Annotated in this window: 18 protein-coding genes, 1 tRNA gene and 1 pseudogene; 13 read left to right on the forward strand and 7 right to left on the reverse strand. The window is 64.0% G+C overall.

The window, feature by feature from the left end; translation table 11 throughout:
* The first annotated feature begins 166 nt into the window (after window positions 1-166).
* Window positions 167-955 (forward strand): hypothetical protein, encoded by a 789-nt coding sequence (locus tag ACTORR_RS17920; protein WP_054887606.1) that lies wholly within the window; start codon window positions 167-169, stop codon window positions 953-955.
* Window positions 952-1407, forward strand: coding sequence for a ribosomal protein S18-alanine N-acetyltransferase (gene rimI, locus ACTORR_RS17925; protein ID WP_054887607.1), 456 nt, complete (start codon window positions 952-954; stop codon window positions 1405-1407). Before ACTORR_RS17920 ends, rimI begins: the two co-directional genes overlap by 4 nt.
* Before the next feature lie 117 nt (window positions 1408-1524).
* Here rimI and ACTORR_RS17930 read toward each other — a convergent pair whose 3' ends face one another.
* The gene (locus tag ACTORR_RS17930) at window positions 1525-2682 is read right to left on the reverse strand and encodes a hypothetical protein (RefSeq protein ID WP_099815045.1); all 1158 of its coding nucleotides are present in this window, start codon (window positions 2680-2682) and stop codon (window positions 1525-1527) included.
* 67 nt (window positions 2683-2749) lie between these two features.
* On the opposite strand from ACTORR_RS17930, the gene ACTORR_RS17935 reads away from it, so the two are divergent.
* Window positions 2750-3334 carry a D-Ala-D-Ala carboxypeptidase family metallohydrolase gene (locus ACTORR_RS17935; protein ID WP_313365429.1) on the forward strand — a complete coding sequence of 195 codons (585 nt, stop codon included), beginning with the start codon at window positions 2750-2752 and terminating at the stop codon, window positions 3332-3334.
* On the opposite strand, the gene ACTORR_RS17940 is transcribed toward ACTORR_RS17935, so the two are convergent.
* Complete coding sequence (locus ACTORR_RS17940; protein WP_054887609.1) at window positions 3274-4188, reverse strand: LysR substrate-binding domain-containing protein; 915 nt, start codon at window positions 4186-4188, stop codon at window positions 3274-3276. The genes ACTORR_RS17935 and ACTORR_RS17940 overlap by 61 nt on opposite strands.
* Before the next feature lie 242 nt (window positions 4189-4430).
* Here ACTORR_RS17940 and ACTORR_RS17945 point away from each other — a divergent pair, with 242 nt between their 5' ends.
* Window positions 4431-5042, forward strand: coding sequence for a LysE family translocator (locus ACTORR_RS17945; RefSeq protein WP_054887610.1), 612 nt, complete (start codon window positions 4431-4433; stop codon window positions 5040-5042).
* Window positions 5043-5107: 65 nt separating this feature from the next.
* Here the strand turns inward: ACTORR_RS17945 and ACTORR_RS17950 are convergent.
* Window positions 5108-5184 (reverse strand) — tRNA-Met (locus ACTORR_RS17950).
* 95 nt (window positions 5185-5279) lie between these two features.
* A complete protein-coding gene (locus ACTORR_RS17955) occupies window positions 5280-6212 on the reverse strand; it encodes a FecR family protein (RefSeq protein WP_177332444.1) in 933 nt (310 codons plus the stop codon).
* A 177-nt stretch (window positions 6213-6389) separates the two neighbouring features.
* Here ACTORR_RS17955 and ACTORR_RS17960 point away from each other — a divergent pair.
* The 5 genes and pseudogenes from ACTORR_RS17960 (at window position 6390) to ACTORR_RS17980 (ending at window position 13564) form a co-directional block, all read left to right on the forward strand.
* A pseudogene (locus ACTORR_RS17960) lies at window positions 6390-7601 on the forward strand (MFS transporter).
* Window positions 7602-8036: 435 nt separating this feature from the next.
* On the forward strand, window positions 8037-9197 hold the full coding sequence (locus ACTORR_RS17965; RefSeq protein WP_313365430.1) for an MFS transporter: 1161 nt from the start codon (window positions 8037-8039) through the stop codon (window positions 9195-9197).
* Between the two features lie 83 nt (window positions 9198-9280).
* Entirely contained in the window at window positions 9281-9907 is a 627-nt protein-coding gene (locus tag ACTORR_RS17970) for a DNA-3-methyladenine glycosylase family protein (protein ID WP_054887614.1), read from the forward strand.
* Between the two features lie 145 nt (window positions 9908-10052).
* Window positions 10053-11105 carry a bifunctional DNA-binding transcriptional regulator/O6-methylguanine-DNA methyltransferase Ada gene (gene ada, locus ACTORR_RS17975; protein ID WP_054887615.1) on the forward strand — a complete coding sequence of 351 codons (1053 nt, stop codon included), beginning with the start codon at window positions 10053-10055 and terminating at the stop codon, window positions 11103-11105.
* A gap of 56 nt (window positions 11106-11161) precedes the next feature.
* The gene (locus tag ACTORR_RS17980; protein WP_313365921.1) at window positions 11162-13564 is read left to right on the forward strand and encodes a DUF3772 domain-containing protein; all 2403 of its coding nucleotides are present in this window, start codon (window positions 11162-11164) and stop codon (window positions 13562-13564) included.
* 548 nt (window positions 13565-14112) lie between these two features.
* Here the strand turns inward: ACTORR_RS17980 and ACTORR_RS17985 are convergent.
* The 3 genes from ACTORR_RS17985 to ACTORR_RS17995 all read right to left on the reverse strand — a co-directional run bounded on the left by ACTORR_RS17985 (window position 14113) and on the right by ACTORR_RS17995 (window position 17540).
* The gene (locus tag ACTORR_RS17985; RefSeq protein ID WP_313366040.1) at window positions 14113-15543 is read right to left on the reverse strand and encodes an aldehyde dehydrogenase family protein; all 1431 of its coding nucleotides are present in this window, start codon (window positions 15541-15543) and stop codon (window positions 14113-14115) included.
* 13 nt (window positions 15544-15556) lie between these two features.
* Complete coding sequence (locus tag ACTORR_RS17990; protein ID WP_441343746.1) at window positions 15557-17056, reverse strand: purine-cytosine permease family protein; 1500 nt, start codon at window positions 17054-17056, stop codon at window positions 15557-15559.
* A 94-nt stretch (window positions 17057-17150) separates the two neighbouring features.
* Window positions 17151-17540, reverse strand: a complete 390-nt coding sequence (locus ACTORR_RS17995) for a YybH family protein (protein ID WP_313365484.1) — start codon at window positions 17538-17540, stop codon at window positions 17151-17153.
* A gap of 213 nt (window positions 17541-17753) precedes the next feature.
* Between ACTORR_RS17995 and ycaC the strand changes: the two genes are divergently transcribed.
* The 4 genes from ycaC to ACTORR_RS18015 all read left to right on the forward strand — a co-directional run bounded on the left by ycaC (window position 17754) and on the right by ACTORR_RS18015 (window position 21651).
* Entirely contained in the window at window positions 17754-18374 is a 621-nt protein-coding gene (ycaC, locus tag ACTORR_RS18000) for an isochorismate family cysteine hydrolase YcaC (RefSeq protein ID WP_054887449.1), read from the forward strand.
* A gap of 95 nt (window positions 18375-18469) precedes the next feature.
* Window positions 18470-19288 carry a polyphosphate kinase 2 gene (ppk2, locus tag ACTORR_RS18005; RefSeq protein WP_313365485.1) on the forward strand — a complete coding sequence of 273 codons (819 nt, stop codon included), beginning with the start codon at window positions 18470-18472 and terminating at the stop codon, window positions 19286-19288.
* A gap of 34 nt (window positions 19289-19322) precedes the next feature.
* Entirely contained in the window at window positions 19323-20513 is a 1191-nt protein-coding gene (locus ACTORR_RS18010) for a monovalent cation:proton antiporter-2 (CPA2) family protein (protein ID WP_313365486.1), read from the forward strand.
* 40 nt (window positions 20514-20553) lie between these two features.
* The gene (locus tag ACTORR_RS18015) at window positions 20554-21651 is read left to right on the forward strand and encodes an AI-2E family transporter (RefSeq protein WP_313365487.1); all 1098 of its coding nucleotides are present in this window, start codon (window positions 20554-20556) and stop codon (window positions 21649-21651) included.
* Window positions 21652-21654 lie beyond the last annotated feature (3 nt).

Consider the following 21654-nt stretch of genomic DNA (forward strand, 5'->3'; position numbering starts at 1 on the left):
TAATGAGAGATAACCGTTCCCCCTGTAAGGCTTTCACCGTCCCTTGTGGGAGCGGGTTCACCCGCGAAGAGGCCGGCACTGCAGCAAATTTCCGCCGACCAGTTGCAGCACAGCCCGGCCAACAGCGTTAGAATGTGCGACGTTTTGAACCCCGGACCCCCGAGCCTTGCTGACCGAACCCCGCCGCCGCGCCTACCTTTCCGCCATGCAAGTGGTGCATTGGCTGCCGCGTGCCGAATTGCCGTTCGCCGCGCCATCGCGAGCCGAGCTGCTGTTGCCGCAGGTGCCGGTAGAGGAAATCGACTTCGAGGTTCGGCCCTCTGCGCCGGCCTCCAGCGAGGCCCCGGCCGCGCCCCAGGCCCGCTCCGGCGAGCGCCCGAAAATCGAGATTCCGCGCCCGGGCAGCACGCCCAAGGCCGCTGCCAGGCCAGTCGAAGCCGAGGAAGAGGCCCCTGCGCCACGTCCGGCCCCGGTGCCACCACCGCGCTTCTCGCTGCAGTTGCTGCGTGCCGGCAGCTGCCTGCTGCTGGTCGAACTGGCTACCGGTCAGCCTTTCCAGAGCCGCGACCCATCCTATCTGTTGCTCAAGGACATGCTGCGTGCCGCCGGCCTGCCCGATGCGCCGCAGATCATCGGCGAGCCGGTGCGCTGGCCGCTGCTGGTGCGCGGCAACATGGACCAGGGCCCGGATGCTGCACGGGATTTTGTCCGGGGCTTCATTCAGGCGCGCCTGGAACAAAGCCCTTGCAGCGTGCTGTGGCTGATCGGCTTGCCGGCCATGCGTTACGCGGCCAGCGCCGACGAGGCGGCTTATTACCAAGTACTGAAGGTCGATGGCCTGGGTGATGCCTGGGCGTTGCCAGGCCTTGAACTGTTGATGGACGAGCCGCAGCGCAAGGCGGACGTCTGGCAAGCGATGCGCCAGCTGATGGCGCGCTGGAAGAGCGTTGAATGAGTGACTCGATCAGTTTCCGCCTGATGACCGAGGCGGATCTGGATGCCGTGCTTAAGATCGAATATGCCGCGTTCAGTCATCCCTGGACCCGCGGGATTTTCCAGGACGCGCTCAAGTCCTACGAAGTGTGGCTGATGTTCGACGGGCAGCAGCAGGTGGGGCATGGGGTGATCAATGTGATCATTGATGAGGCGCATCTGCTCAACATTACCGTCAAACCCGAGAACCAGGGGCGTGGGCTGGGGCTGAAGCTGCTAGAACACCTGATGGCGCGGGCCTACCAGCTCAATGGTCGTGAGTGCTTCCTCGAGGTACGGGCGAGTAATCAGTCAGCCTATCGCTTGTACGAGCGCTATGGCTTCAATGAGATCGGCCGTCGCCGCGATTACTACCCGGTCGCGGGTGGACGTGAAGATGCGTTGGTGATGGCCTGCACCTTGCTCGAAGACTGAGCAAGCCTGTGCCGGCCTCTTAGCGGGCCAGCCCGCTCTCACAGGTACTGCGCAACATTCGAAATGTGCAGGGTTCCTGTGGGAGCGGGCGAGCCCGCGAAGAGGCCGGAAAGTCGATCACAGTTCCCGCGGCACAACCTCGACCGGCTTGCGCAGGTCCCGCAGGCTTCGGGTCATCTCCCCGGTATTGCACTTCGCGGCTGCCTGCTCTGGTGTGTACTTGCGCACGGTGCGGAAGAACAGCTCACAGGTCTGCTTTTTCTGCGTTACCTGCCACTTGGTCGCGCAGGCATCCAGGGTCATCTTCGGTTCAGCTGCGGGATTACGGCCCATCCCGGCCTGCCAGCAGGCCGCCGTCAAATCCTGGCCCATCATCTTCAGCCCTGCGGCATCGGCCGCATCCTGATTGCCGCCATGGCTGTCCTTGTTTGCCGCATACCAGATCGCGCTTGGGTGGTTGGCACCCAGTACCGGCACGCGCGCACCGGGTTGAGGGCTGATGCTGACCAGGCCCAGTACATCCACCTGCGGCCCGTATTGCTGCTGGACCCAGCTGCGCACTGGTGCGCCGAAGGCGACCATGGGCAGTGGCCGGGTGCCCTGTTGCAGGGTCATTTCCTTGACCATGCGCAGCTGGTAGTCCTTGAAGTAACCATAGGTGTCCGTCAGGGCCGCTCCCGCGCTGGCCGGCGCGGCGATCGGGGCGATGTCGATGATGGTCTGGTAGGCCGGGGTCTGGCCGGCGTCGACGCCGTTGAAGGTCAGCAGTTCGGCCCAGCGGTCGGTCGTGTTGGAACGCAGGTAGTCCTGCGCCTGGGTCAGTGAATAGTCTGGCGGGAAGTGCAGCAGCTCGATGCTGCGGCGATTCTGCAGGGCCATGCCCAGCGGCAGGAACAGGTACCAGTCGTAGGACCATTTGCCATCCTTGTTCAGCTGGGTCGCGCCCTTATAGGCCAGCTCGCCACTGTCGAGCAGCTTGCGCAGGGGCTCGGCATAATTGGCGGGCACGTCGCTGATGGTGGCGTGCAGCCGGTCGTGGTCACGGCTGACGTGCACCTGCGCGTTGGCGTGGCCGTCACGGCGTACGCTCTGGGTCAGGTAGTGCTCGACAGTCTGTTCCAGCGTCCAGTCGCGGTAGCAGATCACGTGGCAATTGTTGGGGAAGGCGAACAGGCGGGTAACGCGCTGGGCGTCGCCCAGGTCGATGCGCGCATCCGCCATTGCCAGGCCGCTGAAGGCGAGGGCGGCGAGGCTCGTTGCGGCAGTCTTGTGCATGCTTAACTCCTTGTCAGTGGCCGCCCGATTTGACGGCCGCGCTCATACTGGGGCAGGGAGCATGGGAATGAGAAGAGCGAGCAGGCTGCTATTGGCTGCAGGTGTGCTGTCGAGCACAGGGCTGCTGGCAGACGAGCGCGACGTGTGGATGTTCGCGCAGTGGGCCGGTGATCATCAAACCCGGCCGTTTCGCGAGATGCTGGTGGATGCGCGCCTCTATGGTGTCGTGCCCATTCATCAGCTGTTGCGTTCGGCGTCGGACTGGAAGCAGTGCCATGCCTCGCCGTTTGCGGTGCCGCCTGCCAGTAACTGGCCGGCAGTGCGTTCCACGTTGGCGTTGGTCAATACCCTCGGCGGGCAAGGTATCTTGCGCCAGTTCGAAGTGGTGTCGGGCTATCGCAATCCGGATCTCAATCGCTGCGCAGGCGGTGCCGTGAGCAGTGCCCATACCCGCGCTTTTGCGGTCGATATCCTGCTGCCGGCCTGGGCCGACCCCAATCCGCTGTGCCGCTTCTGGCAGCAGCATGGCCAGGCCTGGAACATGGGCCTGGGGCGCTACCCGAGTGGGCGTATCCACATCGATACTGCGGGTTATCGCACCTGGGGTGGTGATGGCGGTTCAAGCTCGTCGTTCTGCAGCAAGCCCAGGTGAGTGAGGCAGGCCTGGCATTCATTCATGACCCATTCGGCGAAACGTTGGCGCTTGCCACCATCGCTCAGTGGCTGCGGGCTGAGCAGGTAATAGGCAGAACCATCGCGCAGGAAGCCGAACGGGGCGTGCAGTTGGCCGCTGTCGAGTTCGTCACGCACCATCAATGCCGAGGCGATGGCCAGGCCCAGGCCGGCGCTGGCGGCCTGTAGCGACAGGTAGAAGTGTTCGAAGTCGCTGCGCTCGCTGTGGGCTGCCTGCCGCTCGCCCAGGCGTAGCCAGGTGGGCCAGGCGTTGGGGCGGGTGCTGCTGTGCAGCAGGCGTTGGCCGTCCAGGTTGTCGCTGTTGGTGCGGCTGACCGGGCCAATCCACTCGTCGCAGATTTTCATGCTGTGCAGCGCCGGTGGCCAATGGAAGTCATCCCGGCGTAGCGCCAGGTCGACTCCGCTCCGGGCAAAGTCCACCGGGCCGCCGGCAGCTACCAGATGCAGTTGCAGGTCCGGGTGCGCGGCATGGAAGCGTGGCAGGCGCGGGATCAGCCAGCGCATGGCGATGGTCGGCTCGCAGGACAGCACCAGCACGTTGTCGCGTTCCTGCTGTTGCAGGCGCTGCACCGCGCCTTCGAGCTGTTCGAAGATCGCCTGGGTGGTGCCGTGCAGTGCCCGGCCGGCGGGGGTGAGGAAGATCGCCCGGTTGCGCCGTTCGAACAGGTCGATGCCCAGGCTTTCCTCGAGCAGGCGTACCTGACGGCTGACGGCGCCGTGGGTGACATGCAGGCGCTCGGCGGCGCGGACGAAGCTTTCCGTTTCGGCGGCAACGTCGAAGTAGCGGAAGGCACTGAGGGCTGGCAGTTTCATGGGGTCCCTGTTTGCCTGTGCCGGCCTCTTCGCGGGCACGCCCGCACATGTACAGCACAACCCTCAGGCTTGCTGAGGACCCTGTGGGAGCGGGCATGCCCGCGAAGAGGCCGGAACGGGCTTTGGATATCTGTCAGGAAAATTATCAGATCTGCTTCACTTTAAATCGTTTTTTTCCCGCCAGGCAGCTCTCGATAATAGATGCATCTGTGCTTTCTCATCGTCTATCGAGGCCTTTCCCTTTGACCGAACTCATTGCTGTCGCCCTGTTCACTATCTTGGCCGTCATCAGCCCCGGCGCCGACTTCGCCCTGGTCACTCGCAGCAGTTACGCCCAGGGCCGCAAGGCTGGGCTGGCCGCTGCAGTGGGGATTGCCCTGGGTGTGCAGGTGCATGTGCTGTACACCGTGCTGGGGATCGCCGTGGTCATCAGCCAGAGCCCGGCGCTGTTTCTGACCATGAAAGTGCTCGGTGCGGGCTATCTGATCTACCTGGGCTATCAGTCGTTGACCAATACCGGTCGTGTCAGCCTGGAAGGGGAGGTGGCGCAATCCGGCGTGCTGGCTGCGTTGCGCACAGGGTTCATGACCAATGCCCTCAACCCCAAGACCATGCTCTTCGTCGTCAGTGCCTACACCCAGGTGGTGCGGCCGGGCAGTTCATTGGGCGTGGATTTCGCCTACGGGGCATTCATGTCGTTCGCTCACTGGGCCTGGTTCAGCCTGGTGGCGTTGTTCTTTTCCCGTGCGGGGTTGCGTGCGCTGATGATCGCAAGGCAGCGTCTGGTAGACCGCATGATCGGTGTTGCGCTGATCGGCCTGGGGTTGGCCGTGGCGGTCGCCGGGGTGCGTTGATAAGGCGGGACTTTTTTGCAGGCAAAGAAAAAGGGCCTACCTTGCGGTAAGCCCTTTGACTTGTTTGGTGGCTACACAGGGACTTGAACCCCGGACCCCAGCATTATGAATGCTATGCTCTAACCAACTGAGCTATGTAGCCGATGGGGCGCATTATTCCCTTGTGATGGACCTGTGTCAACACTCATTTCAAAAAAAATTGCACACCTTTCAAAAACTTAGCGACCTACCCCGGTTTCAGCGAACGATCAGCCACTGCCCGAGCACCCCGTACAGCTGCAAATGCTGCTCGGCAGCCAGTGCCGCCAGGGTTTCGCTTGGGCGGTCGAGGTTGAAGTCGCCACTTACCCGTCGATAGGCGGTCTGCTCATCCATCAGCCAGACCCGGCGGCCCTGATAGCTGGCCAGGCGCTCAATGACCTGCCCCAGGGGCATGTCGCTGGCGCGGAGGTGGCCGCTGCGCCAGGCATCCGCCGTCTTCACGTCGGCTTTCTGTACCGGGTTGATCCGTGCCTCGCTGAAGGTCACTCGTTCTCCTGCCGACACCATGCGCTGGTCGCCGCCCTGGATGACCATGGCCTTGCCATTGAGCACCACCAGTTCATCTTGATCGGCATGGCGCGCCACCATCAGGCGGGTGCCGTAAACCTGGATACGGGTATCGTCTACTTGAAGCTCCATGGCGCGGCCATCGAGCATCACCTCCAGGTACACCTGGCCTTGCACCAGGTGCAATTGGCGCGTGCGCCCGCGCAGGTCGACGTTCACCGCGCTGGCGCTGTCCAGGTGCAACGTTGAACCGTCAGCCAGGCGCACGCTGCGCCGCTCACCCACATCAGTAGCCAGTTCGCTGGCCAGGCGTTGCATCAGCGGCCAGTAAAGATAGGCAACAGCGCCGAGCAACAGCAGGAACAGCACGGCCAATACCTTGCCCAGGTAGCTACGGCGGACCTTGAGCAAACGCGGCCGTGGCCGGGCGGGGGGCACCTGAAGTTGCTGCCAGCACGCTTCCAGTTCGGCGTAGGCGTGCGCATTACGCGGCTCCTGGCACCAACGGCCGAATGCCTGGCGTTCGCCTTCATCACAGCCGGGCTGGCGCAGGCGGGAAAACCACTCCAGCGCTTCCTGCTGAGGATCGGCCTGAATCTGCGTGGCGGGCATCGGGCTCATGGGTCGGTGTGCTCGCGTGAGGGCGGTTTCGCCCAACGATTACGGGGGAAGGTTGAAGATGCTAAATATATTGAGAACCATTTACAAGTAAGCGTAGCGGGTTAAACAAAAAGGTAGCTATGTATCTATTTGTTTCCCGATAATCGGATCCCAAACCTGCGGACGGAATTCAAGCTCATGGCCATCAGCAGCACCCCCACCGCCAGCACCGGTTCGGCAAACCAAGCCAATCCGCTGGTGATGCGCATCATCGCCTTCTGCGCCCTGGCGCACCTGGTCAACGACCTCATTCAGTCGGTGCTGCCGGCGATCTACCCGATGCTCAAGGCCAACTACGACCTGAGCTTCGCCCAGATCGGCATGATCACCTTGACCTTCCAGATCACCGCCTCGCTGCTGCAACCGTGGGTCGGCTTCTTCACCGACCGCAGGCCGACGCCAAACCTGTTGCCGCTGGGCACCCTGTGCACTTTGGTGGGGATCGTCATGCTGGCCTTCGTCGGCAGCTTCCCGATGATTCTGCTGGCTTCGGCACTGGTCGGCATCGGTTCGTCGACCTTCCACCCGGAGACCTCGCGGATCGCGCGGCTGGCCTCGGGTGGCCGTTTCGGCCTGGCGCAGTCGACTTTCCAGGTTGGCGGTAACACCGGTTCTGCCTTCGGCCCGTTGCTGGCGGCGGCGATCGTGATTCCGTTCGGCCAGACCCATGTGGCCTGGTTCGGCGTGGCGGCGCTGTTCTTCTTTGCCGTGACCCTGATGCTGCGCCGCTGGTACAAGGAGCACCTGAACCAGGCCAAGGCGCGCAAGGCGGTGCAGGCCACCCACGGCATCTCTCGCGGGCGGGTGATCGCGGCGCTGGTGGTGCTCGGGCTGCTGGTGTTTTCCAAGTACTTCTACATGGCCAGCTTCACCAGTTACTTCACCTTCTACCTGATCGAGAAGTTCAGCCTGTCGGTGGCCAGCTAGCAGCTGCACCTGTTCTTGTTCCTTGGCGCGGTGGCGGCGGGGACTTTCTTCGGCGGGCCGATCGGTGACCGCATCGGGCGCAAGGCGGTGATCTGGTTCTCGATTCTTGGCGTGGCGCCGTTCACCCTGGCGCTGCCGTATGCCGACCTGTTCTGGACCACGGTGCTCAGCGTGGTGATCGGTTTCATCCTGGCCTCGGCGTTTTCCGCGATCGTGGTGTATGCCCAGGAGCTGGTGCCGGGCAGCGTGGGCATGATTGCCGGGGTGTTCTTCGGGTTGATGTTCGGCTTTGGTGGCATTGGTGCGGCGCTTTTGGGGTACCTTGCTGATTTGCGCGGGATCGAGTATGTGTATGGGTTGTGCTCGTTCTTGCCATTGTTCGGCTTGTTGGCGGTGTTTCTGCCAAATACCGGTAAGCGCTGACATCGCCGGGGCTGCTTTGCAGCCCTTTCGCGACACAAGGCCGCTCCCACAGGGATTGCACATCGCCAGGCTGACACTATCCATGTGGGAGCGGCCTTGTGTCGCGAAAGGGCCTCGCAGAGGCCCCCGGGCAATTGACGATAAGGTCAGGCTTGGCCTAGAGTGCCGCCTCTCTTTTCAACACCTGCGTAGTAGCCACAGCAATGCGCCGTACCCAATCCCTCCCACACGCCCGCCAGCCTGCCCTCCAGGCCATGCGTCGTGCGTGGCCGAGCGATACGGTGCTCAAGCGTCGCCGCAGTGTGCTGTTCGCCTTCACCTTCTCGCCACATCCAGCCCTGAACTGACACCCAGCGCCTCTGCGTCGTCCGCCTTCCCGGCGAGCGTATGGGCGCCTGTATCTGCACGTCTTTTCAGTTTTGCCTGGAGTGGTACATGAACATGCGTTTGCTGGCGGGCCTTCTGTTCGCCGTATCGGTAGTGGGCTTCAGCCTGGGGGCCAGCTTGCCGCTGGTGTCGTTGCGCCTGCACGAGGCCGGGGCCGGAACCTTGGAAATCGGCATCATCTCGGCCATCCCGGCTGCGGGCATGATGCTTTCGGCGTTCATGGTCGATGCCTGCTGCCGGCACCTGACCCGGCGCACCATCTACCTGCTGTGCTTCAGCCTGTGCACCGTGAGCATCGCCCTGCTTGATTCGGCGTTCGATACGCTGTGGCTGCTGGCCGTGCTGCGCCTGGGCCTGGGCATTGGCATGGGCATCGCGATCATCCTCGGCGAGTCCTGGGTCAACGAGCTGTGCCCGGACCACAACCGCGGCAAGATCATGGCCCTGTACGCCACCAGCTTCACCGGTTTCCAGGTACTTGGCCCGGCACTGATCGCGTTGATTGGCGCCGATAGCCCCTGGATCATTGGCGTGGTCACCATTGGCTATGGCCTGGCCTTGCTGTGCATTTTGCTGACCGTGCCCAACGACCATGTCGAACATGGCGACGAGGGCGAGAAGAGCTTCGGCCTGGCCGGCTTCTTCCGTGTGGCGCCGGCGCTGTGCGTGGCGGTGCTGTTCTTCTCGTTCTTCGATGCCGTGGTGCTGTCGCTGTTGCCGGTGTACGCCAGCAGCCATGGTTTTGCCGTGGCTGTGGCGGCGCTGATGGTGACCGTGGTGTTTGCCGGCGACATGGTGTTCCAGCTGCCGTTGGGCTGGCTGGCCGACCGCGTCGAGCGCACCGGGCTGCACCTGGTGTGCGGGCTGGTGGCGATGGCCATCGGCATCGCCCTGCCATGGCTGCTGCAGGTGACTTGGCTGCTGTGGCCGATGCTGGTGCTGCTGGGCGCGGTGGCGGGCGGTATCTACACCCTGGCGCTGGTGCTGATCGGGCAACGCTTCAAAGGGCAGGACCTGGTCACGGCAAATGCCAGCGTGGGCCTGTTGTGGGGCGTCGGCAGCCTGGTCGGGCCGCTGGTGAGCGGGGCGGCGATGGATGTGGCGCCGCATGGGCTGCCGATGGCACTGGCACTGATGGCAGGGCTGTTCGTGTGCTGTGCCCGGCAATCGTACCGCCGGGTGGGAAAGTTGCGCGCCGTTGCTGAGTGAAGAATTGGTGGCGCAAGATCCGGCGTTTGCCCGATCAGCGGCTGGGCTAAGCTGGACCTGCCTTGAAGCCACAGGAGCTACGGATGATTCTCGCCGACCTTTCTCCCGCCGCCTACCGTGAAGCCACCGACTACCTGGCAGCGCTGGACCCTGACTGGGCGCGGCATATCGAGGTGACCGGGCCCTGCCTGCACCAGGCAACGCCAGGGCGCGAACCTTATGAAGCGTTGGTGCGGGCGATTGCCTATCAGCAGTTGCATGCGCGGGCGGCCGAGGCGATCCTCGGGAGGTTGCTGGCGCTGTTTCCCGGGCAGGCGTTTCCGGCGCCGGAACAATTGCTGGCGGTCAGCCCCGAGATGATGCGCGGTTGCGGCTTTTCGGCGAGCAAGCTGGCGACCATCCAGGGTATCGCCCAGGCCAGCCTGGAGGGCGTGGTGCCCAGTCGTGAGGAGGCCTTGGGCTTATCGGACGATGCATTGATCCAGCGGCTCATCGCTTTGCGTGGCGTCGGGCGCTGGACCGTGGAGATGCTGTTGATCTACAGCCTGGAGCGCTCGGATATCCTGCCGGTTGACGATTTTGGCGTGCGCGAGGGGTATCGTCGGCTCAAGGGGCTGGAAAAGGCACCGACCCCGGCGCAGATGCGCTCACTGGGTGGTGGCTGGAGCCCATACAGGACTGTGGCGGCCTGGTACTTGTGGCGGGCCTGATGTTTTTGCAGTGGCTTTGCCGGCCCTTTCGCGGGCACGCCCGCACAGGTACTGCGTTGGACTCGGGCATGGCGCGATCCCTGTGGGAGCGGGCGTGCCCGCGAAGAGGCCGGAACAGACCAGACAGATAGCCGAGGTTGACCGGATGAATGCCTTCACCACTGACACCCAGCGCTGGCAAGCCGTCGAGTCCCGTGACCCCTCTGCCGCCGGCCACTTCGTCTACGCCGTGCGCACCACTGGCGTGTACTGCCACCCCGGCTGCAGATCGCGCATGGCCAAGCGCGACAACGTCGAGTTCTTCAATGATGCCGCCAGCGCCGAAGCCGCCGGCTACCGTGCCTGCCGCCGCTGCATGGCCAAGCCGGGCGAAAGCCGCCGCGCTGACCTGATTGCCCGCGCCTGCCGCCTGTTGGAAAGCAGCGATACCCCGCCCGGCCTCGACCAGCTCGGCGCGCAACTGGCCGTAAGCCCCTTCCATCTGCACCGTCTGTTCAAGGCCGAAACCGGCCTCACCCCCAAGGCCTATGCCAGCGCCTTCCGCGCCAGGCGCCTGCGCGAGCGGCTGGGCGATGGGCAACGTACGGTGACCGATGCGATCTACGACGCCGGCTACAACTCCAACAGCCGTTTCTACGAAAGCGCTGGCCAGCGCCTGGGCATGCGCCCCCGCGAGTACCGGGCAGGCGGCGCCGGAGCGACTATCCACTTCGCCATCGGTCAGTGCTCCCTTGGGGCGATTCTGGTGGCCCAGAGCGAGAAGGGCATTTGCGCGATCCTGCTGGGTGATGACCCCGAGGCGTTGCTCGAGCAGTTGGAAAATCAGTTCCCCAAAGCCCGCCTCATCGGTGGCGATTCCGGCTACGAGCGGCTGGTCGCCGAAGTGGTCGGCTTTGTCGAAGCGCCGGCGCTGGGGCTGGGGCTGCCCCTGGATGTGCAAGGTACCGCCTTTCAGGAGCGGGTCTGGCAGGCCTTGCGCGAGGTGCCGGTGGGCGGCCGGGTCAGCTATACCGAGATCGCCGAACGCATCGGCGCACCCAAGGCTGTGCGGGCCGTGGCCATGGCCTGTGCGGCCAATCACATCGCCGTAGCCATCCCTTGCCACCGTGTGGTTCGCCGTGACGGTGACATCAGCGGCTATCGTTGGGGGGTTGAGCGCAAACGGCAACTGCTGGCGCGAGAAACGGCACTCTCCTGATTGCCGGAAGCCGCGTAGAATCCCCCGCCAGTTCGATGTGTAAAGAGGAACATTCGATGAGGCGTGTCAGCCTTGCCCGATTCTACCTAGGCGTAATGGCGCTGCTGCTGTCGCTGACCACGCCGGCCTGGTCGGCACCGGCCACGCCGGTTTCCAGCCTGGCAGCGGCGGAAGTACCGGTGCTGGACGAAAATGCCAGCTATGAGCAACTGAGCGATCGGCTCGACCAGATCCGCCAGGGCGTTACCAGCAATGCCAACGATGACCTGCTGTCGCAGTTGCGCCTGTCCGCCGTGCAGGTACAACGCCAGGCCGAAGCGTTGAGTGCCTTGCGCACCGCAGATGTGGAAAAGCTCGACGACAAGCTCAAGGTGCTCGGCCCGGTGCAGCCGGAAGAAGCCGAAGTGCTGTCCCGTCAGCGCCAGCAGCTGGCTAACGAGAAAAAGGCGTTGGTTGCCGAGCAGGAACAGGCGGCCAAGTTGACTCAATCGGCCCGCGACCTGTCCACGCAAATCGTCAACCTGCGCCGTAGCCAGTTCAACTCGCAAATCCTCAGCCGAGCCACGACGCCGTTGAGCCCGGCGTTCTGGCAGAGCCTTATCCGCCCCACCTCGGACGACGTAGCGCGCTTGCGCGATCTGCGCGAGGAGGCCACCGATGCTGTCGGCAGTGCCTTGAGTGCCGAACATCGCTGGTTCTTCATCAGCAGCCTGGTGGCGGCGATCCTGGTATGGACTGTGGTGCGCGGGCTGTTGGAGCGTATGCTGGCCAGCATCATGGTGCACCGCCTGCCAGAAGGCCGCTTGCGGCGCAGCGCCCTGGCCCTGAGCGTGAGCCTGGCTACCCTGGGCACCATCTCCGGTTCCGTTTCGCTGCTGCGCTGGGGCCTGGAAAGCAGCTCGGAGCTTGGCTCCGACGTCGCCAGCCTGACCAATCACTTCCTCACCCTGGTGGTGTTCAGCGCCTTCATCACTGGCCTGGGCCGCGCCATGCTGATGCTGCAGCGTCCGTCCTGGCGGCTGCCGCCGATTCACGACGAAGTGGCCAGCGCGCTGGGCTGGTTCCCCAAGCTGCTGGCGCTGGCGCTGATGGTCATGTTGACCATGGAGCGCATCAACAGCGTGATCGGCACCAGCCTGGCGCTGACCGTGGCCACCAATGGCCTGACCGCGCTGGTGGTGGGAGTGATCTTCACGGTGGCGCTGCTGCGCTACCGCCGCACCCTGAGAAAGCACAACCTGGAGCGCCCGACGGGCTGGGCCGGGCTGATCCCGTTCGTGACCGTGGTGTGGGTCGGGCTGATCGTGCTGGCACTGCTCGCTGGCTACCTGACCCTGGCCTATTTCCTCACGGCCAAGCTGCTGTGGATCAGCGTGGTGGCGGTGTGTGCCTACCTGCTCACCACGTTCCTCAGCGACCTCTGCGAAGCCCTGCTGTCGCCCCGCCAACCGGGCGGTCTGGCTCTCGCCTCGACCTTGGGCCTGGCGCCACGCCACCAGGCCCAGGCCAGCACCATCCTGGTCGGTATCAGCCGTACGGTGCTGCTGTTCCTGGCCATCTTGCTGGCGTTGATGCCGTCGGGCACCAGCCCCGGCGAGCTGTTGCTGAGCCTGGGTGACTGGGACGGCACCGGTGGCAAGTTGCTCGGCAACCTCAACATCGTGCCGCAGGACATCCTGCTGGCGGTGCTGATCTTCTTCGGCGGCCTGTTCGCCATCCGCGTAGTGAAGCGCTGGCTGAGCGAGCGACTGCTGCCGGAAACCGACATGGACGCCGGCATGCGCGCCTCGCTGGTGACCTTGGTCGGTTACCTCGGCTTCATATTCCTGGCCATGCTGGTGATGTCGACCTTGCACATCAACCTGACCAGCCTGACCTGGGTGGTCAGTGCGCTGTCGGTCGGTATCGGCTTCGGCTTGCAGCAGATCGTGCAGAACTTCATCTCCGGCCTGATCCTGCTCACCGAACGCCCGGTCAAGGTGGGCGACTGGGTGAGCCTGGCCGGGGTCGAAGGCGATATCCGCCGGATCAACGTGCGCGCCACCGAGATCCAGATGTCTGACCGTTCCACGGTGATCGTGCCCAACTCGCAGTTCATCTCGCAGAACGTGCGCAACGTGACCATGGGCAATGCCCTGGGCGTGGTGGGGATCACCCTGACCTTGCCGCTGGAGACCGATGCCAACCTTGTACGTGATCTGCTGCTGGCGGCCTATCGTGAGCATGAGGCAATCCTCGATGCGCCTGCCTGCTCGGTGACCTTCAAGGACCTGACCTCTGCGGGCATGGTCATTGGTGTGAGTGGTTATGTGGCGGGGCCACGGCAGGTGTCGGGAACCCGCAGCGACTTGCTGTTCACCATTCTTGGCCGTTTGCGCGATGAAGGCATTGCCCTGTCGTCGCCGCAGAGCATGGTGCTGCTGCAGGAAGGCTCGCGTCCGGCCGACGAGTCGGTGTAAGGGCCTTTGCGGGGCAAGTTGGATCGCCGCTCTCACAGAACTGCACATGACTCTTCGAGTCAGCAGGGCCCTCTGTGGGAGCGGGCGAGCCCGCGAAGGGCTGCAAAGCAGCCCCGTTTCATCCTCCTGAGGATTTTTAGTGCCAGCGCGTTGGCCTTGCCAGCAGCTTCCTTCTTACGCGGGAATGTTTGGGGATGCATGGCTGGGGATTGGGGGAGGGCCACCATGTGTTCGCCATGAAAAGTTCAGCGCCTGTGAGATCGAGCGCCGCCCGCGCGGCGCATCGCGGGCAAGCCCGCTCCCACATCTGCTTCGGGCCAATCTCTCCTATGAAGCCAACAGGGACCGCCTTGTTTGTTCCCTTCGATATTGAGGTGGGCGCAACTGCTTTTCATCGATCTAATGTCATGCACCAAGGCGGGTCCTGTTGGCGGGACAGGAGTAACTGGCCCGAAACAAATGTGGGAGCGGGCTTGCCCGCGATGCGCCGCGCGGGCGGCGCTCGATTTCACAGGCGCTGAAAATCTTGTGTCAGGCCCTCTAGGCCATCACCCCAAACACCGAGTCACATGCTTCACCGACTGGTAACCCGACAACCCCCAAGGCCCCAGCTCCCGCCCAATCCCGCTGCCCTTGGTGCCGCCCCACGACGTCTCGACGAACACCGCCTGCACCGAGTTGATCCACACATGCCCGACCTCCAGCGCATCGGCCACGCGCTCAGCGCGCTCAAGGTCGGCGGAGCAGACCGTGGCGACCAGCCCGAAGCGGCTGTCGTTGGCCTCGGCAATGGCTTGTTCTTCCGTGGCGAAGCGACGTGCGCACAGCACCGGACCGAAGATCTCTTCAGTCCACAGGCGGCTGTCCTTCGGCACATCGGTGTACAGCGTCGGGCTCACGAACCAGCCCTCACGGTCCAGCGCCTGCCCGCCAGCCAGGCACTGCAGGCCTTCTTCACGCGCTGTCGCGAAGTAGCTGGCAACCTTCAACCACTGCGCCTGGCTGGTCAGCGGCCCCATGTCGACTTCTTCGGTCAGCGGGTTACCGACCCGCAGCTTTTGCAGTGCGGCCTGCAGGCGCGGCAGCAGTGTGTCGGCAATGCCGTCCTGCACCAGCAGGCGCGAGGTGGCCGAGCACATCTGCCCGGCGTTCCAGGTGATACCGGCAACGATCCACTCCACCGCCTGGTCCGGGTCGCAATCGTCGAACACCACGATCGCCGATTTGCCACCGAGCTCCAGGGTCACTGGCCGGCACTGCGCCGAAGCGCTGCGCATCACCTGGCTGCCGACGCTGTTGCTGCCGGTGAACGACAGCTTGTCGAGGCCGTTGTGGCTGCTCAGCGCAGCGCCAGTCTCGGCCTTGCCGTTGACGATGTTCAGCACCCCGGCCGGCAGGCCCAGGGTGTCGGCGATCTGGCCGTAGGTCTGCTCGATCAGCGGGGTGACTTCCGACGGCTTGAGCATCACGGTGCAACCGGCTGCCAGGGCCGGGGCGAGCTTCCAGGCGCTGGTCACCAGCGGGAAGTTCCACGGCACGATCAGGCCGACCACGCCCACCGGCTCCAGGCGGGTGCGGGCGGTGAAGCCCGCTGCCGCCAATGGCACGTCACGGTTCTTCGAGGGCAGTTGTTCGGCCAGCTCGGCGTAGTAGGCGAAGGTGGCGACCGCATCATCCAGGTCGATTTCGGCCTCGTGCCGCGGCTTGCCGTTGTTGCGCATCTGCAACGTGATCAGTGCTTCGCGACGCTGGCCGAGCTGTTCGGCAAAGCCGCGCAGGAAGGCCGCGCGCGTGCTGGCGCTGACCTTTTTCCAGGCAGGCAGGGCGTCACGGGCGGCGGCCACGGCTTGGTCGACCTGGGCCACGCTGGCAGCCATCAGTTCGGCGAAGGGCAAGCCCAGCGCAGGCTCGCTGACGCTGATGCAGTCGCTGCCCTGGCCTTCGACCCAGCGGCCGGCAATGTAGTGGGAGGTAGTCATGGTCGGTATCCAGTCAGGCCATTTCGGCAGTGGTCACCGGCGTGTGCGGGGCGCTTTTGCAGCGTACCCAGCGCGGGCCGTTGGGGCCATACACGCCAGCAGGTTCAGGGAACAGGTTGAGCAGCAGCAGGTACAGCAGGCCGGCCAGGCCCAGGGTGACCGGCAGGCTCAGGTCGATGCCACCGGCCAGGTCGCCGAGCGGGCCGACGAACTGCCCTGGCAGGTTGACGAAGCACAGGCCGACCACCGCGCTGGGGATCCATGCGCCCATGCCGCGCCAGTTCCAGCCATGCAGGAACCAGTAGTGGCCGCCACGCTGGCCGCGGGTAAACACCTGTAGGTCATCTGCGTGGTAGAAGCCGCGGCGGGTGATCAGGCCAAGGATCATGATCACCATCCATGGGCTGGTGCAGGTGATGATCAGCACGGCGAAGGTCGACACGCTCTGCACCAGGTTGAACGTGAAGCGGCCGATGAAGATGAAACCGATGGCCAGTACACCGATCAACAAGGTGGCGCCGGCGCGGCTGAGCAGGCGCGGGAACACGCTGGACATGTCCAGGCCGGTGCCATACAGCGCGGTGGTGCCGGTGGACATGCCGCCGATCACCGCTATCAGGCACACCGGCAGGAAGAACCAGCTCGGCGCCACGGCCAGCAGGCCGCCGACGTAGTTGTTGGCGGAGATGTAGTCAGGCGCCTGGCTGGCCACCAGGGTGGCAGTGCACAGGCCGAACAGGAAGGGGATCAGCGTTGCCACCTGGGCGGCGATCACGGCCAGCATGATGCGGGATTTTGGCGTCTGTCGCGGGATGTAGCGCGACCAGTCACCGAGGAAGGCTCCGAACGACACCGGGTTGCTCATGGCCAGGATCGCCGCGCCGACGAATGCCGCCCAAAAGCCCGGCTGGCTGAGGTTGACGCTACCGGCGAAGCCCGCATCGAACGGCCCGGCGAAGGCGAAGATGCCCAGCAGGAACAGCAGGCTCGAAGCCCACACGGCAATCTTGTTGACCCACAGCATGAAGCGGAAGCCAAAGATGCACACCACCAGCACCAGCACCGCGAACAGGCCATAGGCCAGGCCCAGGGTCAGGTCGGTCTCCGGCAGCCCGGCCAGGCGCTTGGCGCCGCCAACCAAGGCATCACCCGAGCTCCACACCGACAGCGAAAAGAACGCCACTGCGGTGAGCAGTGACAGGAACGAGCCGACGATGCGCCCGTGCACGCCAAAGTGCGCGCCCGACGACACCGCGTTGTTGGTACCGTTGAGGGCACCGAACAGGCCCATCGGCGCGAGGATCAGCGCGCCCACGCCGACGCCCAGCAGGATCGCCCAGACGCCGGCCTGGAACGATAGCCCGAACAGCACCGGGAAGCTGCCCAGTACGGCAGTCGCGAATGTATTGGCACCGCCGAAGATCAGGCGGAACAGGTCCAGCGGGGAGGCGTCGCGTTGATCGTCGGGGATCTGCTCGACGCCATTGGTCTCGATACCGGTCGAGTGGCTCATGGTGATGCTCCAGCGCGGTAGTTGTAGGCCCATCGCGGTGCGCGGGCCCTCTTGTGGGTGCGATGGCAGTGCGGCAAGGCCGCGTAAGTGCGGATCAGGAGGCGGTGACGACCGACAGGTGTTCGTGGCACGCCAGCCATTGCTCGCCGTGACGGCGGAAGACGATGGTCTCGCGTTCGGCCAGCTGGTGCTCCTCACCGGCAAGGCGGATGTGAGTGGCCACGTCATGCATGAAGATTGCCACGTCGCCTTGCAGGCTCACTTGCACGTTGCGTGACTCACAGCCGAGCACGGCAAAACCCTCGGCCTGCCACTGGGCCCAGAGGTCCTCATAGGCACGACGTGACAGCAGCGGTTGCGGCAAGGTGTGGAAGAGGAAGCTGGCGTCTTCGCTGAAACAGGCGAAGTAGCGAGCGGTGTCGTTGCTGGCAAAGGCCGCGACGAGGTCGGCGGCAGCTTGCCGTACCTGGAGTGTCTGGTCCACGGGAGTGGCCTCACGGTTATTGTGATTGTGGTGAAGCGATTCTGGTGGGGGCGGCTGAGGGGAAAAATCGCGGCGGAGAAATAATCAGTTCAGGAATTTGTGAAGTGATGGCTACCGATCAAGTAGCCCCCAAGCGAACCGACTGACGGTCCCTCCTGCCCCCCATCCTTGCCTACGCTGAAACTCCAAACCTACGATGCAAGGAGTTCCGTCATGGCCTTCCAATACAAGCGTCTGGACAAGAACAACGCCGCCGTCCTGCTGGTCGATCACCAGGCTGGCCTGCTTTCACTGGTGCGCGACATCGAGCCCGACCGCTTCAAGAACAACGTGCTGGCCCTCGCCGACCTGGCCAGGTACTTCAAGCTGCCGACCATTCTCACCACCAGCTTCGAAACCGGCCCCAATGGCCCGCTGGTGCCCGAACTCAAGGAGCAGTTCCCCGACGCCCCTTATATCGCCCGCCCCGGCAACATCAACGCCTGGGACAACGAAGACTTCGTCAAGGCCGTGAAAGCCACCGGCAAGAAGCAGCTGCTGATCGCCGGGGTGGTCACCGAGGTCTGCGTGGCTTTCCCCGCATTGTCGGCGCTGGAGGAGGGCTTCGAGGTGTTCGTGGTCACCGATGCCTCCGGTACCTTCAACGAGCTGACCCGAGATTCGGCCTGGCGGCGCATGGAGGCAGCCGGTGCCCAGCTGATGACCTGGTTCGGCGTCGCCTGCGAGCTGCACCGTGACTGGCGCAACGATATCGAAGGCCTGGGCACATTGTTCTCCAACCACATCCCGGACTATCGCAACCTGATGACCAGCTACAACAAGCTGGCGAAATAAGGGCTGCTCAGGCGCCGCCTGTTGCCTGACAAGCGAAGCGGAAAAGTGCCATGAATCGACCATACTGACTCTTCATTCGCCCTCAGGAGAGCGCCATGGCCAAACCGTCCAGGAAGAAAGATTCGAACGAGCAGCCAGAAAAACTGGGCGGCAAAGCGTATGAGCAAGCGCTCAGGAAGCTTCACGTGGAGCTGGTGAAACTGCAGGAATGGGTGGTGGCCAAGAGCTTGAAGGTATGCATCGTGTTCGAGGGCCGTGATGGTGCCGGCAAAGGCGGCACCATCAAGGCCATCACCGAACGGGTCAGCCCGCGGGTGTTCCGCGTGGTGGCGTTACCGGCACCGACCGAGCGGGAAAAGACCCAGATGTACGTGCAGCGCTACCTGCCCCACCTGCCGGCCGCCGGCGAAGTGGTGATTTTCGACCGCAGCTGGTACAACCGCGCCGGTGTCGAACGGGTAATGGGATTCTGCAGCGAAGAGCAGAGCACCAAGTTCCTCACCGTGGTGCCGCTGTTCGAGAAGATGATGGTCGAATCGGGGATCATCCTCATCAAGTACTGGCTCGAAGTCAGCGCCGAAGAGCAGACCAGGCGCCTGCAGGACCGTATCAATGACGGGCGCAAGCTGTGGAAGCTGTCGCCCATGGACCTCAAGTCGTACACCCGCTGGGACGACTACACCCGTGCACGCGACGACATGTTCGCGGCTTCCGATTCATCCTGGGCGCCGTGGTTCATGGCGTATTCCAACGACAAGCGGCGTGCCCGGCTGAACATCATCAGCCACCTGCTGACGCGCATCCCCTACAAGGACATCACCCGCGATGAGGTGGTGAAGCTGCCCAAGCGCGGCAAGATCGGCAAATACAAGGCCGTGCCCTATCCCTTCAAGGTGGTCGAAGAACATTTCTGATCTCTTCCAAAGGGGCTGGCAAGAGTGCGAATCCATGCCACATGACGGCAGCCTGCTGCAGGCGACGGTAGTGTTTCTTCTGGCCGTGGTGCTGCTGGTACCACTGGCGCAGCGTTTGAAGATGGGGGCCGTGCCCGGCTATCTGCTGGCCGGCATCCTGATCGGGCCTTCAGTGCTGAGCCTGCTGGGCAACCCCGACAACGTTGCCCGCCTGTCGGAGATGGGCGTGGTGATGCTGCTGTTCGTCATTGGTCTGGAGCTGTCGCCGCGCCGCCTGTGGACCATGCGCAAGGCATTGTTCGGCATCGGCTCGCTGCAAGTGGGTTTGACGGCGGTGGTGCTCGGCCTGCTGGCGTATTTCCTGTTTGGCCAATCGAAGGCGGCGGCGATCGTGCTCGGTCTGGGGCTGGCGCTGTCGTCGACGGCGTTTGGCCTGCAGGTGCTGGCCGAGCGCAAGGACCTGGGCAAGCCGCACGGTCGCCTGGCCGTCGCGATCCTGCTGTTCCAGGACATTGCTGCCATTCCGCTGATTGCCGTGGTGCCTTTGCTCGGTGGTGATGTCAGCACTGCCGACGAAGGTTCCTGGCCGCTGCTGGCCGTGGCGGCCGGCATTGGCGTGCTGATCGTCTTCGGCCGCTATCTGTTGAGCCCCGTCTTCAGATGGACTGTCGGTTCCGGCTTGCCCGAACTGTCTACCGCCACCGCGTTGCTGGTGGTGCTGGGCACGGCCTGGTTGATGGAGCACGTAGGGGTGTCCATGGCCCTGGGGGCTTTCCTGGCCGGCGTGATCATGGCCGAGTCGCCCTTTCGCCACGAATTGGAAACCCAGATCGAGCCGCTCAAGGGCCTGCTGTTGGGGCTGTTCTTCGTCGGCGTCGGCATGAGCGCCGACTTGCGCCTGCTGTTCGGCATGCCCCTGATCGTCCTGGGGCTGACGCTGCTGCTGGTGGTGGTCAAGTTGCCCCTGCTGCTCGTCCTCGGGCAAACGGCGGGCGGCCTCAACCGCGCCGAGGCGTTGTGCCTGGCGATCGTGCTGGCGTCTGGCGGTGAGTTTGCCTTCGTGGTGTTCAAGCTGGCGCTGGAGCATCAAGTACTGACACAACAGGTACACGACTTGCTGGTGCTTGCCATCACCATGTCGATGGCGGTGGTGCCCCTGGTGATGATGGCTCTGGCGCGGCGGTTGCCTGACGGAGACTGCCCGGTCGGCGAGACGAGCCACTGAATCGCGCCTCGCGGGCGCACCTACTGTCCGGAGGTGAAACATGCAGCCGAGTCTGAAGCTGGACAGCGCCCTGTCGCGGGGCCTGCTCGACGTGCTGATCAAGGCGGGCCTGGTGGCCGCCCTGGTGATGTTCTCCTTCCAGGTTTTCCAGCCGTTCCTGGAACTGATGCTGTGGTCGGTGATTCTGGCGGTCACGCTGTATCCGTTGTACTTGCGAATCAGGCGCGGCACCGGCATCAAGGATGGCTACGTGGCAACGCTGGTGGTGTTGCTGGTGCTGATCGTGCTGCTGGTCCCGATCTACCTGGTGGTGATGTCCATCGGCGATTCGGTGGACAGCCTGGTGACCCTGCTCAAGAGTGGTACCTGGAGCGTGCCGGCCCCGCCCGAGTCGGTAGCGACCTGGCCGCTGATCGGGCCCAGGCTGTATGCACTGTGGCTGTCGGCGTCGCAAAACATGGCCAGCGTGCTCAACCAGTGGATGCCACAGCTCAAGGGTGCCGGGCTTACAGTGCTGGGCGCCGCGGCCAGTGTCGGTGGTGCATTTTTGCTGTTCGTCGGTGCGATCATCATTTCTGGCGTGATCATGGCCTTTGGCGAGCGCGGTGAAGTCGCCTCGCAGCGCATCGCCATGCGGGTATCCGGCGAGGAGCGCGGCAAGCCGCTGGCCCAGCTGTGCACCGCAACCATTCGTGCCGTGGCCCAGGGCGTGATCGGCATCGCCTTCATCCAGATGTTGCTGATTGGCGTCGGTTTCGTGGTCAAGGGTGTGCCTGGGGCGGGCATGCTGGCGATCGTCATCCTCATGCTGGGGATTGCCCAGGCACCCGCAACGCTGGTCACGGTGCCGGTGATCATCTATGTGTTCAACGTCGAGGGTTTCACTGCCGCGACCATCATCTTTGCCGTCTATACCTTCGTTGCCGGGCTTGCCGACAACGTGCTCAAGCCGCTGCTGCTGGGGCGTGGGGTGGATGTACCGATGCCGGTGGTGCTGATCGGTGCCCTGGGCGGCATGGTGGTCAAGGGCATCATCGGCCTGTTCATCGGCCCGGTGATCCTCGGCGTGACCTATGTACTGTTCTGGCAATGGGTGGCGCTGCAGGTGCCGGAGCAACCGACCCCGCCTGCGGCCTGAGCC

The organism is Pseudomonas sp. SAR267 (genome assembly GCF_052077595.1).
Lineage (GTDB): Bacteria > Pseudomonadota > Gammaproteobacteria > Pseudomonadales > Pseudomonadaceae > Aquipseudomonas > Aquipseudomonas vlassakiae.